Below are 15786 nucleotides of genomic sequence, written 5' to 3'. Positions count from 1 at the left end.
AACTAAAATAATTTTAAATGGCTTTTTATATTTATAAATAAAATAAGTCCTTTTAATCTGAGTAATCTGTGGCAAAAAAACTTAGTATCTCAGCAACTTAGAACCTTAGATTAAAATATCGCTTTCCAGATCTGATTTCTCGATCTCAAACCCAAAACCAAGTTGTTCCACCAGTTCGATCACCAATTTTTTGTACCAGTTTTCAGATTTGGGATGAATGTAAATCTTTTCAATTAACTGATTGAGATCGACGTTTATTTTTAGACCATCATTTAGTTTTTGATTGCTTTTAGAAGTATCTGTAATAATGCGGAGTTCACGCTCGTACTGAAAACTCTTTCGCTTAAACAAAAACGGAAAAAACAAATCATCAAACGGAATGTATTCTTTTTTGTAGTCAATGTAGTTGACTTCGCCGATGTATTGATCAAAATTATTCTCGGGATTTAATGCTTTTTGTAACCTCCCAATCGTAGACTGAATCGCCAAACCTTCGCTGTTTTGGGTAAATATTTGCCACATTGCAAACGATTCGTACTCGTTGATGTGCCAACTGCTCACCGCTACTTTTTCGCGATGTGTTTTATAATAATTTAAAAAGTCAGGATTGTCTTTTGCCAGCTTTTTAATCTCCTCAAAAGTAGGTTCACTAAAAGTACCTTCATACTGATCCTCAAATTTATCCGAACGGGACATAAATAATTTTTTAGACAGCAATAAATCCAGGAATTTAGACAAATCCAAATACTTCCAAACTACTGTATCTTGATCTTCTGGCAACTTTATATTTGGATTGTTAAGATACATTTTTGTCGATTTAATGGATGTTTAAAAAAAAACAAGCCACAGATTACAGGATTAAATGATTTTTTTTCGTTAAAAAATTAATCTGCGTTAATCTTGTAATCTGTGATTAAAATTTTATTTATGACTCGAATGACTGCATCGTAACCAGTTTGTTGTAGGTGCCGTTATGCGCAATCAATTCGTCATGTGTTCCTTTTTCAACGATTTTTCCTTTTTGCATGACCACAATAATATCTGCTTTTTGAATGGTAGACAAACGGTGTGCAATGACGATTGAAGTTCTGTTTTGCATCATGTTTTCAAGAGCCACCTGCACAAATTTTTCGCTTTCGGTGTCTAATGCAGATGTTGCTTCATCCAAAATCATAATAGGAGGATTTTTTAGTACCGCTCGAGCAATCGATAAACGTTGTTTTTGACCACCCGAAAGTTTATTTCCGCTATCGCCAATATTGGTGTAGATGCCCAAAGGCAAATCTTTTACAAATTCGTAAGCATTCGCGATTTTCAGCGCTTCGAGAATTTCTTCATCGGAAGCATCCAATTTTCCTAAGGCGATATTGGCTTTAATCGTGTCATTAAACAAAATACTGTCTTGTGTAACCAGTCCCATCAAACCTCGAAGCGACTGCAAATTCATGTCTTTGATATTAATGCCGTCAATCGAAATGGTTCCGTCATTCACATCATAAAAACGAGTTAGTAGATTGGCAATGGTACTTTTTCCGCTTCCGGATTGCCCCACAAGTGCAACAGTTTGTCCTTTTTTAATTTGAAGTGAAAAGTCTTTTAAAACAGTTTCTTCTTCATACTTAAAATTGATATTTTGAATCGTAATCTCGTGCTCAAAACCTGTTTTTTCGATAGCATCTGTTTTGCTTTGAATAGGATTTTCCTGATCCAGAATCTCCAAAACGCGATCGGCAGCTGCATTTCCTCTTTTGACACCATAAGAAGCTTTAGAAATTGCTTTTGCAGGTGTCAAAATATTATAGGCCAATCCCATGTAAGCAATAAATGAGGGTCCGTCAAGTGTTTTTTCAATCAAAACCATTTGCCCTCCATACCATAATAATACCGCAATAACCGTTATTCCCATAAACTCACTTGCGGGTGAAGCTAAGTTTTGACGATTTCCGATACTATTAGACAACGCAAAAAAGCGTTCTGTAGAGTTTTGGAATACTTTATTAAAATAGTTTTCAGAATTGTACCCTTTTACTACTTTCAAACCGCCAATAGTTTCTTCTATGGTAGATAAAAAAGTCCCTTGTTCCTGTTGTGCTTTGCTTGATTGCTTTTTAAGTTGCTTTCCGATCAGTGATATAACATACCCGGAAATAGGAATAAAAATGAATACAAATAAAGTAAGTTTAACGCTGATTAAAAGCATGGCAATTATCGTAAAAATAATGGTTAAAGGTTCTTTTACGATAAGTTCTAAAATCGCTAAAAATGAAGTTTGAACTTCATTCACATCAGCAGAAATTCTTGAAATGACATCACCTTTTCTTTTTTCAGAATAAAATGCTAGAGGCAATTCCAGTGTTTTTTTATATAATGCATTTCGCATATCTCTTAAAACGCCATTTCGCAAAAAAGTAATGAAAAACATTGCTAAATAATCAGCCAAATTTTTTAATAAAAATATAGAAATAATCAGCGTAACCATTACCGAAAGTACAAAACCAGGATTACTAGGATCTGTGTTTTTTGTGATATAATAACTTAGATAATTTTCGCCATAATCTTTTATATGTGTAATTCCTTCGTAAGTTGGCATTGTATAATTCTTCTTTGTTTTATCAAATATAACCTGAAGCATCGGAATCAGTGCCATAAAAGAAAGCGTGCTGAAAAGCGCATACAAAACATTGAAAAAAATGTTTAAGAATGCGTATTTTTTATATGGATATATAAAAGGAACTATTTTTTTGAAATTACTCATTTAGGTCGTTTTTTATCATTAAAACCCGACAATGTTTAAAACATGTCGGGTTTATGAAAAATATATTTTTTATTGTGTTAATTCAATTGCATTCCTGCAATGATATTTTGTATTTTCTTATCTAAGAAACTTTCTGCTTCGTCAAAATGCTCTACCGAATCCAACTCGGCATTGACACTAATGTAGAATTTAATTTTTGGTTCGGTACCGCTTGGTCTTGCGCAAATTTTCGAACCGTCTTCAGTATAATAAATCAATACATTCGATTTTGGAATATCCATTATAGATTCTTCGCCGGTCAATAAATTCAAAGCGATAGACGATTGATAATCTTCTACCATAATTACGCGTTGTCCGCTAATTTCTTTCAAAGGATTTTGACGTAAATTAATCATCATTTGGTTGATTTCTTCCAAGCCTTCGATTCCTTTTTTGGTTAATGAAACCAAATATTCTTTATAAAAACCATTTTCTACATACAATTGCAAAAGCTCTTTATAAACAGAGCTTCCGGCAGCTTTTGCTTGAGCAGCAACCTCGCAGATCAATAGGGTAGCGGCAACAGCATCTTTGTCTCTTACTGCATCACCAACCATAAAACCAAAACTTTCTTCACCACCACCAATAAATTGCAGTTCAGGAAAATCTTTAATCATTTTGGCAATCCATTTAAAACCGGTCAGGCCTACTTTGCATTCTACACCATAGCTTGTTGCTAATTCCATCATCATCGGAGTAGAAACAATGGTAGAGCCTACAAATTGTTTTCCGTTAATTTTTCCGGCTTTTTTCCATTGTTTCAATAAAAAAGCAGTCATCAAAATCATGGTCTGATTTCCGTTAAGCAAAATCATCTTGCCTTCGTTGTTTCGTACAGCAACACCCAAACGATCGCAGTCAGGATCAGTTCCTACCACAATATCAGAATTGGTTTTATCGGCCAGAGCCAATGCCATAGTCAGGGCTTCCGGTTCTTCTGGATTCGGCGATTTAACTGTTGGGAAATCACCATTGGGTATGGCTTGTTCAGGCACGATATGCACTTTGGTGTAACCTGCCTGAGATAAAGTGTCCGGAATCGATTTTATCGAAGTGCCGTGCAAAGAAGTAAAGACAACCTGTAAGTTTTCTTTCGCGGCAGCTGGTGTATTAAAACTGGCATTTTCGATAGAGGATTTTACAAACGCTTTATCAATTTCGGTGTCAATATATTTAATTAAACTTTCGTTCGCATTAAATTTTATTTTATCGTAGTTTAAGCTTTCAATAACTTTAATAATCGCGGCATCTTCCGGAGGAACAATTTGTCCGCCGTCTTCCCAATATACTTTATATCCGTTGTATTCTGGTGGGTTATGCGATGCTGTAAGTACGATTCCGCATTGGCAATCTAGGTATTTTAGCGCAAAAGACAGCTCTGGAGTAGGTCTCAAATCAGAGAATAAATACACCTGAATTCCGTTGGCAGAAAAAACATCAGCCACCACTTTTGCCAAGGTATTGCTATTATGGCGACAATCATACGCAATCACCACCTTTATGGGCTGATTCGGAAAAACTTCATGCAAATAATCCGAAAGACCTTGTGTGTTCTTCCCGAGCGTATATTTGTTAATTCTGTTGTTCCCAACGCCCATGACACCTCGCATTCCGCCAGTTCCAAATTCCAGATTTTTATAAAAACTTTCCTCTAGTTCCTTGGGCGATGTAGTCATTAATTCCTTAACGGCATCTTGTGTTTCTTTATCAAATGTTGGTGTTAACCATTCATTTACAGCATTTAAAATCGGAGCTTCAATATTCATATTCTATATTTTTTACAATTAAAATAAAAAAAATAATTGTGGTATTTAGGAGCTATTTCCTGCTGTCCGCTTTATCTTTTTCTGTCTGAAAAAAGCCAGAAAAAGGATATCGCTTCCATCAGGGCTAGGGCTTTTGTATTAAAAATTAACTTCTCGGGACACTTTATAGCGTTCTTCGTTATTTTTAGTTCGTAAAATAATTTCGCCCAAAAATCCCGCCAGAAACAACTGAGTTCCCAAAATCATGGTGGTGAGTGCAATAAAAAACCAAGGATTACTGGTTACCAGGCTGTATCTCATTCCGTTGTACATGTGGTACAATTTTGAAACTCCAATATAACCGGCCAATAAAAATCCTATGATAAACATCAACGAGCCCATCGCACCAAATAAATGCATCGGTCTTTTTCCGAATCTCGATAAAAACCAAATTGTAATCAAGTCAAGAAAACCGTTGATGAATCGCTCCATCCCAAATTTGGTCTCACCATACTTACGGGCCTGATGAATCACCACTTTTTCTCCAATTTTATTAAAACCTGCATTTTTTGCCAAAACCGGAATGTATCGGTGCATTTCGCCCGAAACTTCTATATTTTTTACAACAGTATTTTTGTACGCTTTTAAGCCGCAATTAAAATCATTCAATTCAACTCCTGATGTTTTTCTTGCTGCCCAATTAAATAATTTAGAAGGAAGGTTCTTTGCTACAACAGAGTCGTAACGCTTTTTTTTCCAACCCGAAACCAAATCAAACTTTTCGGCAGTAATCATTTCATACAATCCCGGAATTTCATCCGGACTGTCTTGCAAATCGGCATCCATTGTTATAATAACATCGCCTTTTGCTTTGGCAAAACCAGCATGTAAAGCCTGAGATTTACCAAAATTCTTCATAAAACGAATGCCTTTTACATTCGAATTTTCATTAGAAAAACCTTCAATAATAGTCCAAGAATTGTCTGTACTTCCATCATCCACAAAGATAATTTCATACGAGTAATTATTAGATTGCATCACTTTAATAATCCAATTGTAGAGTTCTTGCAGTGATTCCTCTTCGTTAAGAAGCGGGATAAGTATAGATAAATTCATTTATTTTTATTATAAACTTTAGGGTTTGTCGTTTTTTACGATGGCTCCGATGATTAAGGAATATATCAGGCCGAAAAAGGAATACATAACAAGTGTTGCCGGAAAAACAATAAACGGATTCATGAATTTTTTGACCATGCCAAGACCCATCTCTAGTTCTTTTGCACTTACTTGTGGGTTTTTGGCAATCATTCCATCTCGGGTAATTTCCAACATTTCATTAATAAATTCAGGAAATATAAGGTTAAAAATCAAATTGAAAATAGCGTAAATTAAAGCAGCCATGACTGTTATCGAAACTCCGGTTTTTAAGGATTCAGAAAAAGATATAAATCCGTTATTGATATCTTTTTTGTAATGGTTGCAACCTAAATATATAAAGATGATAGGTAAAACCAGATAATTGGCAATATTGACAATCATTCCCGCACTTGAATTCATTAATGATTTCATGCCAATTACATACATAATGACAAATTCTAAAACCATTATGACACCGAACAAAACACCATACAAAATTCCTGACTTGGCAGGAGATATATTTTTATCCATAAAACCATAATTTAATTAATCTACAAATATAACAATTCCCAAATTATAGAGAGATAAAAAAGCTTATTGAATTTAATTAAAAAAAGTGGTACAAAGATTTGTTTATTAAAAAATAATTGTAAATTTGCACACTCAAAAATAATTAAATTTTTAAACAAAAAAAGAGTGGTGCTGTTTACACCTTTTTCTAACCATGAAAAAGCTTCAAAACAAAAATGCTCTAAACAATAAATAAAAAGAAAGATGAAAAAAGGAATTCACCCAGAAAATTACAGATTAGTTGCGTTTAAAGACATGTCAAATGACGATGTATTTATCACTAAATCTACTGCAGATACTAGAGAAACAATTGAAGTAGACGGAGTAGAGTATCCAGTTGTAAAAATGGAGATTTCTAGAACATCTCACCCTTTTTATACTGGTAAATCTAAACTTATCGATACTGCAGGACGTATTGACAAATTCAAAACTAAATACGCTAAGCTTGCTAAAAAATAATAGCTCGCTGCTTACTATACTAAAGCCTTCCATTCGGGAGGCTTTTTTTATGGACAATTTTATATGTTTTTAAAATTGAACCGCAAGGAGCGCAAAGATTTTTTTACCTGGTAGTATGTTTAAAAAACATAAAGTTCGCAAAGCATTGTGTCGATCTAGCTTTGCGAACTTTGTCTTTTTTATAAAAATTCAATAGCAAAAATCTTTGCGCGCCTTGCGGTTAAATAATTATTAATATGAAGACCATGTTTCTTTGCGATATTTAGCTTTAACTCTAGAAAGTAATTGTTTTCTTTATTTTGGATAAAATGCTTTTTAATGAAACTCATAAATATTTGTAACTTTGAATTCGGTAACCAAATCAATTTTAACAATATTAAATCAATTTTATGAACTACATTCTTTTTGACGGTCCCGTCCGGAATGCGTTATTGCCTTTTACATTTACCCGCCCTGTCGCCGATATTTTAATAGGAATTATGACTATTCGACAAAAATGGGAAATGCGTTTAGGGTCTACTACAACTACGATTACCGAAGAGTATTTGTCTGAGAAATTCCCAATGGTGGAGCTGGAAGAAAATATAATGATTAATGCTTCTTTTTTGCCTAATGATACGCTGGCCGAAATGGTTTCGGATCTAAAAGTTAATCAGGCAATTTTTAAAGGTGATGAAGTAATTGCTTTTTTTACGAACGAAAATCAGGAAGAAGTTGATTTTGATAGTTACGAAATCATTCAATATGACGGCGATTGTTTAACTGTTGAACATACTTGGGATATTTTTTCTAAAAATGATTTGGCGATTCGCGAAGATTTTAACTTTTTGACTGAAGATAGAAAATCACAAGCCATCCCTAAAAGTGTGAACGTAATAGCGCCAGAAAATATTTTTATAGAAGAAGGAGCAAAGTTGGAGTTTGTGACTCTTAATGCTTCGGCTGGTCCTATTTATATCGGAAAAAATGCCGAGATTATGGAGGGTACAGTAATTCGTGGGCCTTTCGCTTTGTGTGAGAATGCACAAGTAAAATTGAATGCAAAAATATATGGTGCGACCACTGTTGGACCAGGTTCTAGAATTGGAGGAGAAGTAAAAAACTCTGTTTTGTTTGCAAATTCTAACAAAGGTCATGATGGTTTTTTAGGAGATTCTGTTTTGGGCGAATGGTGTAATATTGGAGCAGATAGCAATAATTCAAACCTAAAAAATAACTATGAAGAAGTGAAATTATGGAGCTATGAGACTGAAAATTTTGCGAAAACAGGACTTCAATTTTGTGGTTTAATGATGGGAGATCATAGCAAATGCGGTATCAATACAATGTTTAACACGGGTACTGTAGTAGGGGTAAGTGCGAATATCTTTGGTTCTGGTTTTCCGCGCAATTTTGTTCCGAGTTTTTCGTGGGGAGGAGCTGCAGGCTTTACAACTTACATCACAAAAAAAGCTTTTGAAACGGCTAAATTAGTAATGGGTAGAAGAAATATCGATTTTGATGCAACCGAAGCAGCTATTCTGGAACATGTTTTTGAAGAGACTAAAAAATGGAGAAAGGATTAATTAGATAATTGGTCAATTTGAAAATGAGATAATTTTTGCGAACCCGACAGGTTGTTAAAACCTGTCGGGTTTCGCTTTTTAGTAGGTTTAGAAAATTATCTAATTCGTAAATTCTCAAATTGACACATTTTCTAATTGCCTAATTATCTAATTAATCTATCTTTGCACCACAAAAAAATGGGTGATCAAAGAAACGATTAACCGATTAAACCAATTCATATAAAATAATGATTACAGTTAACGATATTTCGGTTCAGTTTGGCGGAACTACATTATTTAGCGATGTTTCTTTTGCTATCAATGAAAATGATAAAATTGCCCTTATGGGTAAAAATGGTGCGGGAAAATCGACGCTTTTAAAAATAATTGCAGGTCAAAGTAAGCCTTCTACCGGTAGTATTTCGACTCCAAAAGAGGCTGTCGTGGCCTATTTGCCACAGCATTTATTAACTCAGGATGGGTCAACTGTTATGGAAGAGGCATCCAAAGCGTTTGGTGAAATTTTTAAAATGAAAGCTGAAATGGATGAAATCAACGAGCAGTTGACGATCCGTACTGATTATGAAAGTGACGCTTACATGAAATTAATCGAAAGAGTTTCAGATTTAAGCGAAAAATTTTATGCGATTGAAGAAGTAAATTACGAAGCTGAAGTAGAGAAAATTTTGGTTGGTTTAGGTTTCGAACGTGAAGACTTTGGACGCCAGACTTCTGAATTTTCCGGAGGTTGGAGAATGCGTATCGAACTTGCAAAAATTTTATTGCAAAAACCAGATTTGATTTTACTCGATGAGCCAACCAATCACATGGATATCGAAAGTATTCAATGGCTGGAAGAGTTTTTAATAAATCAGGCAAAAGCAGTGGTAGTTATTTCGCACGATAGGGCTTTTGTAGACAATATCACCAATCGTACTATCGAAGTCACAATGGGAAGAATTTACGATTATAAAGCAAAATATTCTCATTATTTAGAACTTAGAAAAGATCGTCGTGTGCACCAGCAAAAAGCGTACGATGAGCAGCAAAAAATGATTGCCGATAACCGTGCTTTTATTGATCGTTTTAAAGGTACTTTCTCTAAAACAGATGCGGTGCAGTCTCGTGTAAAGATGCTCGAAAAATTGATTATCGTGCAAGTTGACGAAGTAGATAATTCGGCATTAAAATTAAAATTTCCGCCTGCAGCGCGTTCAGGACAATATCCTGTTGTGGTAAAAGATTTGTCTAAATCATATGGTGATCATGTGGTTTTTAAAGATGCAAATATTGTAATCGAAAGAGGTCAGAAAGTAGCTTTTGTGGGTAAAAATGGTGAAGGGAAATCGACTATGATCAAAGCTATTATGAAAGAAATTGGCATTGATGAAGGTAGTGTAGAAATTGGTCATAATTCACAAATTGGATATTTTGCTCAAAATCAAGCTTCCTTATTAGACGAAAATGCTACCATTTTTGAAACTATTGATAATATTGCAGTTGGAGATGTTCGAACTCAGATTAAGAATATTTTGGGCGCTTTTATGTTCCAGGGTGACGATATTACCAAAAAAGTAAAAGTGCTTTCAGGTGGAGAAAAAACACGTCTTGCGATGATAAAATTGTTGTTGGAACCAGTAAATTTATTAATTCTGGATGAGCCTTCAAATCACTTAGACATGAAAACTAAGGATATTATCAAAGACGCTTTGCGCGATTTTGATGGAACTTTAATTCTGGTTTCGCACGATCGTGATTTCCTTGACGGATTGGCAACTAAGGTTTTTGAGTTTGGAAATAAACGTGTAAAAGAGCACTTTGAGGATGTTGCTGGTTTCTTAGCACACAAAAAAATGGATTCGATGAGAGAAATTGAGAAGTAATTTTCGATTCGATATAAAACCAAAAAGCACAAGATTCAACTTGTGCTTTTTTTATGAAATTACATGCGTATTCCTGGTGGGAGTAACTCTTTATAAATAGGGTTTTTTTTGATAAACTGTACAACTCTGGGAAAAATAGGCATCAATTTGAATTTTTTCTCGGTAATAATTTCCATGATGTTGGTTAGTACTTCATCAATAACGGCTTCGTCTTCAAATAGATCAGGTTTGTTGATTTTTGTTAGAAAAATTTTCTTTTCTTGAAATGAATATTCTACTGTCAGTAATCCTTCAGGGACTGTAATCTCAAATTGTCGTGCAAACGTATTGTCTTTGATTTCCATAGAGGCGAGAGGTTTCTTAATTATTGGGGATGATTACAAAGATAATCATTTGATTTTCAATATTGAACTATTTAACAAAGTGGTAATTTTAACTTGTTTTACAACTGAATATAATTTTAAGACAATTAGGTATAAGATTTGCTATCGGTATTACTAAAAAAAGTAATTTTAGCTTTAAATTTTTAAAACATAATTCTAATTCCTTTTCAGAATAATGAGTAAGATTCCCGTTTATTTTATGCCAGGTTTAGCAGCAAGTTCGACTATTTTTGAAAGAATCAAATTGGATGAGTCTGTTTTTGAAATGTGTTTGCTGGAGTGGGAAATTCCGCTTGCAAAAGAATCGTTATCAGATTATGCGCTTCGAATTACTAAAAATATCAATCATGAAAACCCAGTTTTGATAGGGGTTTCTTTCGGTGGTATTTTGGTGCAGGAAATGTCAAAACATATTAAAGTCAGAAAAATAATCATTATTTCGAGTGTAAGGAGCAATGTAGAGTTTCCGAGAAGAATGAAAATCGGAAAAACAACAAAAGCTTACAAATTGATTCCGATGAAATTATTACTGAATATAGAAAATCTGGCTAAATTTTCTTTTGGAGAAAAAATTAATAAACGAATTAAGCTCTACGAGAAGTTTTTAGCTGTTCGTGATTTGACTTATTTGCAATGGGCAGTAGAAGCAGTAATTTGTTGGGAAAGAAGTGAAATTGACGAAAAAGTTGTTCACATCCACGGAGATCAAGATGATGTTTTTCCTATAAAATATATCAAAAAATGTATTATTGTAAAAGGTGGAACGCACATAATGATCATCAATAAATACAAATGGCTGAATGAAAATTTGCCCTCGATTATTTTAGAGGATTAAAATTTTAAAAATTCCAATTTTTTGTAATTCCAAATTCCAATTGTTTTTTACGCAAACAAAGTCCTTGCGAGGAACGAAGCAATCACACTAATAATAAAACATAAAGTTTGATCTGGCAAGTGAGATTGCTTCGTTCCTCGCAAAGACAAACTAAGGGGTGAAATTTTTTAAACGTTTCTGCGAAATTTTTACGCAAAGTTATTTTGCACAATCTTGTCATTCCGAGGAGCGAGGAATCTTAGCGAGAAACTAACACAAAGTTTGTCTTGCTTGTCGAGCTGCTTATGGAGATTCCTCGTTCTTCTGGATCACAAACTACACGATAAAGCTTCTTTTGAAACGGAGAACCCTAGCCCTGATAGCAGCGGTATCCTTTTTCTTGCTCCTTTAGCAAGGAAAAGATACAAGCGGATAGCAGGAAATAGCTCCTGATTGTTTTGATAATAGGCTTAGTGAGGTTGTTTCGTTGCTCACAATGATAAAAAAAATCCCAAACTCTTTAGAATTTGGGATTTTGAGATATTTTTAAAGAAGTTTAGATTTTCTTCATTTGATCTTTCATCATTGTGATTTGCTCTTTTAGCATGCCTTGTTTGTCTAATTTTTTTGCTTCGTTTAATAAATTAGTAGCTTCCAATTTTCTGCGTCTTGACATGGCAACACCTGCAAGATTTAATTTAGCAACTGCCAAGTCCATATCCATAGAAAGTCCCAGTTCGATTGCTTTTTTAAAATGTTTCTCTGCTTGGTTGATATTGGTCTGCGATAACATGATTCCGTGCAAATAATTGAAGTATCCTTGTTGTTTTCGTACCAATGCAGTTTCAGGATTTTTGATGTATGCCAGCCATTTTTTTGCACCTTCGAAGTCTTGTTTTCTTAATTTAAGGAAGGCCAAAAGAATAAATTCGTTTTTGAAATAAAGAAAAATTGGAATCGCAGTCAATAAAATAAGGAAAATTCCATTCCCGATATTGCTCTCTGTAAATTGCCAAACGCCTGCGACTACAAGAAGTCCGGCTAAAATAAGTTTAATATTTTTGTGAAACATAATAGATGTATATTTGTGATTGCAAATATAGTAAAATGAATTAAAAATATTTTTATTAAAGTACTTGCCAGAAAAAAAAGTCTTTGTATATTTGCACTCGGTTTTAGAATAACGATATTCTAAAACAGAAAAGAGATATTAGATACCATTTTAAAGATACAAAGCAATGAGCAAAAGAACATTTCAACCATCGAAAAGAAAAAGAAGAAATAAGCACGGATTTATGGACAGAATGGCTTCTGCAAATGGAAGAAAAGTTCTAGCGCGCAGAAGAGCAAAAGGAAGACATAAATTGACTGTTTCTAGCGAACCTAGACACAAAAAATAATGTTTGTATAAACATAAATAAGGCGTTACTTTTTTAGTATCGCCTTTTTTTATACCTTGTCGGTAAAAAATCTGCAACGTTCTAGTATAGAATACACTACGAATGTTTTTTAAAGTACTTTATATAACTACACAATACAAATAAAATGCCTAAAGACACATCAATAAAATCAGTTTTAATAATAGGGTCAGGACCTATTGTTATTGGTCAAGCTTGCGAATTTGATTATGCAGGTTCTCAATCTGCACGCTCTATTCGTGAAGAAGGAATTGAAGTTATCTTGATCAACTCAAATCCAGCGACAATTATGACCGACCCAACTATGGCCGATCATATATATTTGAAACCATTAACTACAAAATCGATTATTGAAATTCTGAAGGAACATCCACAAATTGATGCCGTTTTGCCAACAATGGGAGGACAAACAGCTTTGAATTTATGTTTGGAAGCGGAAGAAAAAGGAATTTGGCAGGATTTCGGAGTAAAATTGATCGGTGTTGATGTAAATGCTATTAATATTACCGAAGACAGAGAGCAGTTTAAACAGCTTTTAGAAAGAATTAATGTGCCAACTGCACCAGCCAAAACAGCTACTTCTTACCTTGAAGGGAAAGAAATTGCTCAGGAGTTTGGTTTTCCGCTTGTAATTCGTCCTTCGTTTACCCTTGGAGGAACAGGAGCTGCGATTGTGTACAAAAAAGAAGATTTTGATGAGCTTTTAACTCGTGGTTTGGAAGCTTCTCCAATACATGAAGTTCTGATTGATAAAGCTTTGATGGGTTGGAAAGAATATGAGTTAGAGCTTTTAAGAGATAAAAATGATAATGTTGTAATCATCTGTTCGATCGAAAATATGGATCCGATGGGAATTCATACCGGTGATTCAATCACGGTGGCTCCAGCAATGACCTTATCAGATACAACATTCCAGAAATTACGTGATTACGCGATTTTGATGATGCGTAGTATCGGAAATTTTGCAGGAGGATGTAATGTACAGTTCGCAGTTTCGCCAGATGATAAAGAAGATATCGTAGCCATCGAGATCAATCCTCGTGTGTCTCGTTCTTCTGCTTTAGCATCAAAAGCAACGGGTTACCCGATTGCAAAAATTGCTTCTAAACTGGCTTTAGGATATAATCTTGACGAATTGCAAAACCAGATTACAAAATCAACTTCGGCGCTTTTTGAACCGACTTTAGATTATGTAATTGTAAAAATCCCTCGTTGGAATTTTGATAAATTTGAAGGTGCCGACAGAACTTTAGGACTTCAAATGAAATCGGTAGGTGAGGTAATGGGGATCGGAAGATCTTTCCAGGAAGCATTACACAAAGCAACCCAATCATTAGAAATTAAACGTAACGGATTAGGTGCTGACGGAAAAGGATATAAAAACTACGAACAAATTATCGAGAAACTGACTTTTGCAAGTTGGGATCGTGTTTTTGTAATTTATGATGCCATCGCAATGGGGATTCCGTTGAGCCGCATTCACGAAATTACTAAAATAGATATGTGGTTCTTAAAACAATACGAAGAACTTTATACTTTAGAGAAAGAAATTTCGAATTATAAAGTATCCAATCTTCCTAAAGAATTATTGCTTGAAGCGAAACAAAAAGGTTTTGCCGACAGACAAATTGCGCACATGATGAATTGTCTGGAAAGTGAGGTTCATACGTTGCGTATGGATCAGAAGATCAACCGTGTGTTTAAGTTGGTAGATACGTGTGCAGCTGAGTTTAAAGCTAAAACACCGTATTATTATTCGACTTTTGAAGCCGAAATCGAGAAAGCAAACGGCGAGCGTTATGTAGATAATGAAAGCATTGTTACAGACAAAAAGAAAATTATAGTGCTTGGTTCTGGACCTAACAGAATCGGTCAAGGAATTGAGTTTGATTATTCTTGTGTACACGGAGTTTTGGCTGCTAAAGAATGTGGTTACGAGACAATTATGATCAACTGTAATCCTGAAACGGTTTCGACTGATTTTGATACAGCCGATAAATTATACTTTGAACCTGTTTTCTGGGAGCATATTTACGATATTATTCAACACGAAAAACCAGAAGGTGTTATCGTTCAGTTAGGTGGTCAGACGGCTTTGAAACTGGCTGAAAAATTATCTAAATATGGAGTAAAAATCATCGGAACTAGTTTTGATGCACTTGATTTGGCCGAAGATAGAGGACGTTTCTCTGACTTATTGAGAGAATTACACATTCCTTTCCCACAATTCGGGATTGCCGAAACGGCTGACGAAGCTTCTGCTCTCGCCGATACCTTAGACTTCCCATTATTGATTCGTCCTTCTTATGTATTAGGAGGTCAGGGAATGAAAATTGTAATCAACAAGAAAGAATTGGAAGAGCATGTTATCAATTTATTGAAAACGATTCCGGGAAACAAACTGCTTCTGGATCACTATTTGGCAGGAGCGATCGAAGCCGAAGCAGATGCAATCTGCGATGCCGATGGTAATGTTTACATCATTGGGATTATGGAGCATATCGAGCCTTGCGGAGTGCACTCCGGAGATAGTAACGCTACTTTGCCTCCTTTTAACTTAGGCGAATTTGTAATGCAACAAATAAAAGATCATACTTATAAAATTGCGAGAGCTTTAAAAACAGTTGGTTTGATCAATATTCAGTTTGCGATAAAAGATGATACGGTTTATATTATCGAGGCCAATCCTAGAGCTTCTAGAACGGTGCCATTTATTGCAAAAGCTTACGGAGAGCCCTATGTTAATTATGCTACAAAAGTAATGTTAGGACATAATAAAGTAACCGACTTTGATTTTAATCCACAATTAAAAGGATACGCAATCAAGCAACCCGTTTTTTCTTTCAGCAAATTCCATAATGTTAACAAAGCATTAGGGCCAGAAATGAAATCGACAGGAGAAAGCATCTTGTTTATCGATGACTTAAAGGATGATCAATTCTACGAATTGTACTCAAGAAGAAAAATGTATTTGAGTAAATAAAACTCAAATTCTGATATAAAAAAAGCTCCAACTAAATTGGAGCTTTTTTTGGTCTT

General features: G+C 34.6%; 13 protein-coding genes. 6 read left to right on the top strand and 7 right to left on the bottom strand.

What is annotated here, in order from left to right; translation table 11 throughout:
• Nucleotides 1-105 precede the first annotated feature (105 nt).
• The 5 genes from LNP22_RS00675 to LNP22_RS00655 form a co-directional block, all read right to left on the bottom strand.
• A complete protein-coding gene (locus tag LNP22_RS00675) occupies nt 106-807 on the bottom strand; it encodes a hypothetical protein (RefSeq protein WP_229974853.1) in 702 nt (233 codons plus the stop codon).
• A gap of 118 nt (nt 808-925) precedes the next feature.
• Complete coding sequence (locus tag LNP22_RS00670) at nt 926-2755, bottom strand: ABC transporter ATP-binding protein (protein WP_210667574.1); 1830 nt, start codon at nt 2753-2755, stop codon at nt 926-928.
• Between the two features lie 77 nt (nt 2756-2832).
• Nucleotides 2833-4560 (bottom strand): phospho-sugar mutase, encoded by a 1728-nt coding sequence (locus LNP22_RS00665; RefSeq protein WP_229974852.1) that lies wholly within the window; start codon nt 4558-4560, stop codon nt 2833-2835.
• Between the two features lie 138 nt (nt 4561-4698).
• Nucleotides 4699-5655: a glycosyltransferase family 2 protein gene (locus tag LNP22_RS00660; protein WP_229974851.1), complete on the bottom strand. Its 957-nt coding sequence runs from the start codon at nt 5653-5655 to the stop codon at nt 4699-4701.
• Between the two features lie 18 nt (nt 5656-5673).
• Nucleotides 5674-6207 carry a DUF4199 domain-containing protein gene (locus LNP22_RS00655; protein ID WP_229974850.1) on the bottom strand — a complete coding sequence of 178 codons (534 nt, stop codon included), beginning with the start codon at nt 6205-6207 and terminating at the stop codon, nt 5674-5676.
• Nucleotides 6208-6450: 243 nt separating this feature from the next.
• On the opposite strand from LNP22_RS00655, the gene LNP22_RS00650 reads away from it, so the two are divergent.
• The 3 genes from LNP22_RS00650 (at nt 6451) to LNP22_RS00640 (ending at nt 10132) form a co-directional block, all read left to right on the top strand.
• A complete protein-coding gene (locus LNP22_RS00650; RefSeq protein ID WP_210667578.1) occupies nt 6451-6705 on the top strand; it encodes a type B 50S ribosomal protein L31 in 255 nt (84 codons plus the stop codon).
• A 389-nt stretch (nt 6706-7094) separates the two neighbouring features.
• The gene (locus LNP22_RS00645; RefSeq protein ID WP_229974849.1) at nt 7095-8270 is read left to right on the top strand and encodes a GlmU family protein; all 1176 of its coding nucleotides are present in this window, start codon (nt 7095-7097) and stop codon (nt 8268-8270) included.
• A gap of 227 nt (nt 8271-8497) precedes the next feature.
• Nucleotides 8498-10132 (top strand): ABC-F family ATP-binding cassette domain-containing protein, encoded by a 1635-nt coding sequence (locus LNP22_RS00640; RefSeq protein ID WP_229974848.1) that lies wholly within the window; start codon nt 8498-8500, stop codon nt 10130-10132.
• 59 nt (nt 10133-10191) lie between these two features.
• Here LNP22_RS00640 and LNP22_RS00635 read toward each other — a convergent pair whose 3' ends face one another.
• On the bottom strand, nt 10192-10476 hold the full coding sequence (locus tag LNP22_RS00635) for a GNAT family N-acetyltransferase (RefSeq protein WP_210666845.1): 285 nt from the start codon (nt 10474-10476) through the stop codon (nt 10192-10194).
• Nucleotides 10477-10690: 214 nt separating this feature from the next.
• Between LNP22_RS00635 and LNP22_RS00630 the strand changes: the two genes are divergently transcribed.
• On the top strand, nt 10691-11350 hold the full coding sequence (locus tag LNP22_RS00630; RefSeq protein ID WP_229974847.1) for an alpha/beta hydrolase: 660 nt from the start codon (nt 10691-10693) through the stop codon (nt 11348-11350).
• A gap of 535 nt (nt 11351-11885) precedes the next feature.
• On the opposite strand, the gene LNP22_RS00625 is transcribed toward LNP22_RS00630, so the two are convergent.
• Nucleotides 11886-12401 carry a DUF2892 domain-containing protein gene (locus LNP22_RS00625; RefSeq protein WP_210666843.1) on the bottom strand — a complete coding sequence of 172 codons (516 nt, stop codon included), beginning with the start codon at nt 12399-12401 and terminating at the stop codon, nt 11886-11888.
• Between the two features lie 166 nt (nt 12402-12567).
• Here LNP22_RS00625 and rpmH point away from each other — a divergent pair, with 166 nt between their 5' ends.
• On the top strand, nt 12568-12729 hold the full coding sequence (gene rpmH / locus LNP22_RS00620) for a 50S ribosomal protein L34 (RefSeq protein ID WP_008464848.1): 162 nt from the start codon (nt 12568-12570) through the stop codon (nt 12727-12729).
• A gap of 145 nt (nt 12730-12874) precedes the next feature.
• Nucleotides 12875-15730: a carbamoyl-phosphate synthase large subunit gene (gene carB / locus LNP22_RS00615; protein WP_229974846.1), complete on the top strand. Its 2856-nt coding sequence runs from the start codon at nt 12875-12877 to the stop codon at nt 15728-15730.
• Nucleotides 15731-15786: the final 56 nt, after the last annotated feature.

The sequence above is a fragment of the Flavobacterium flavipigmentatum genome (genome assembly GCF_020911905.1).
Taxonomy (GTDB): domain Bacteria; phylum Bacteroidota; class Bacteroidia; order Flavobacteriales; family Flavobacteriaceae; genus Flavobacterium; species Flavobacterium flavipigmentatum.
This window is presented reverse-complemented; position numbering and strand designations above follow the sequence as displayed.

Excerpts from the sequence above, each read along its gene's own strand:
- LNP22_RS00675 (WP_229974853.1), bottom strand. The coding sequence starts at position 807 with ATGTATCTTAACAATCCAAATATAAAGTTGCCAGAAGATCAAGATACA.
- LNP22_RS00670 (WP_210667574.1), bottom strand. The coding sequence starts at position 2,755 with ATGAGTAATTTCAAAAAAATAGTTCCTTTTATATATCCATATAAAAAA.
- LNP22_RS00665 (WP_229974852.1), bottom strand. The coding sequence starts at position 4,560 with ATGAATATTGAAGCTCCGATTTTAAATGCTGTAAATGAATGGTTAACA.
- LNP22_RS00660 (WP_229974851.1), bottom strand. The coding sequence starts at position 5,655 with ATGAATTTATCTATACTTATCCCGCTTCTTAACGAAGAGGAATCACTG.
- LNP22_RS00655 (WP_229974850.1), bottom strand. The coding sequence starts at position 6,207 with ATGGATAAAAATATATCTCCTGCCAAGTCAGGAATTTTGTATGGTGTT.
- LNP22_RS00650 (WP_210667578.1), top strand. The coding sequence starts at position 6,451 with ATGAAAAAAGGAATTCACCCAGAAAATTACAGATTAGTTGCGTTTAAA.
- LNP22_RS00645 (WP_229974849.1), top strand. The coding sequence starts at position 7,095 with ATGAACTACATTCTTTTTGACGGTCCCGTCCGGAATGCGTTATTGCCT.
- LNP22_RS00640 (WP_229974848.1), top strand. The coding sequence starts at position 8,498 with ATGATTACAGTTAACGATATTTCGGTTCAGTTTGGCGGAACTACATTA.
- LNP22_RS00635 (WP_210666845.1), bottom strand. The coding sequence starts at position 10,476 with ATGGAAATCAAAGACAATACGTTTGCACGACAATTTGAGATTACAGTC.
- LNP22_RS00630 (WP_229974847.1), top strand. The coding sequence starts at position 10,691 with ATGAGTAAGATTCCCGTTTATTTTATGCCAGGTTTAGCAGCAAGTTCG.
- LNP22_RS00625 (WP_210666843.1), bottom strand. The coding sequence starts at position 12,401 with ATGTTTCACAAAAATATTAAACTTATTTTAGCCGGACTTCTTGTAGTC.
- rpmH (WP_008464848.1), top strand. The coding sequence starts at position 12,568 with ATGAGCAAAAGAACATTTCAACCATCGAAAAGAAAAAGAAGAAATAAG.
- carB (WP_229974846.1), top strand. The coding sequence starts at position 12,875 with ATGCCTAAAGACACATCAATAAAATCAGTTTTAATAATAGGGTCAGGA.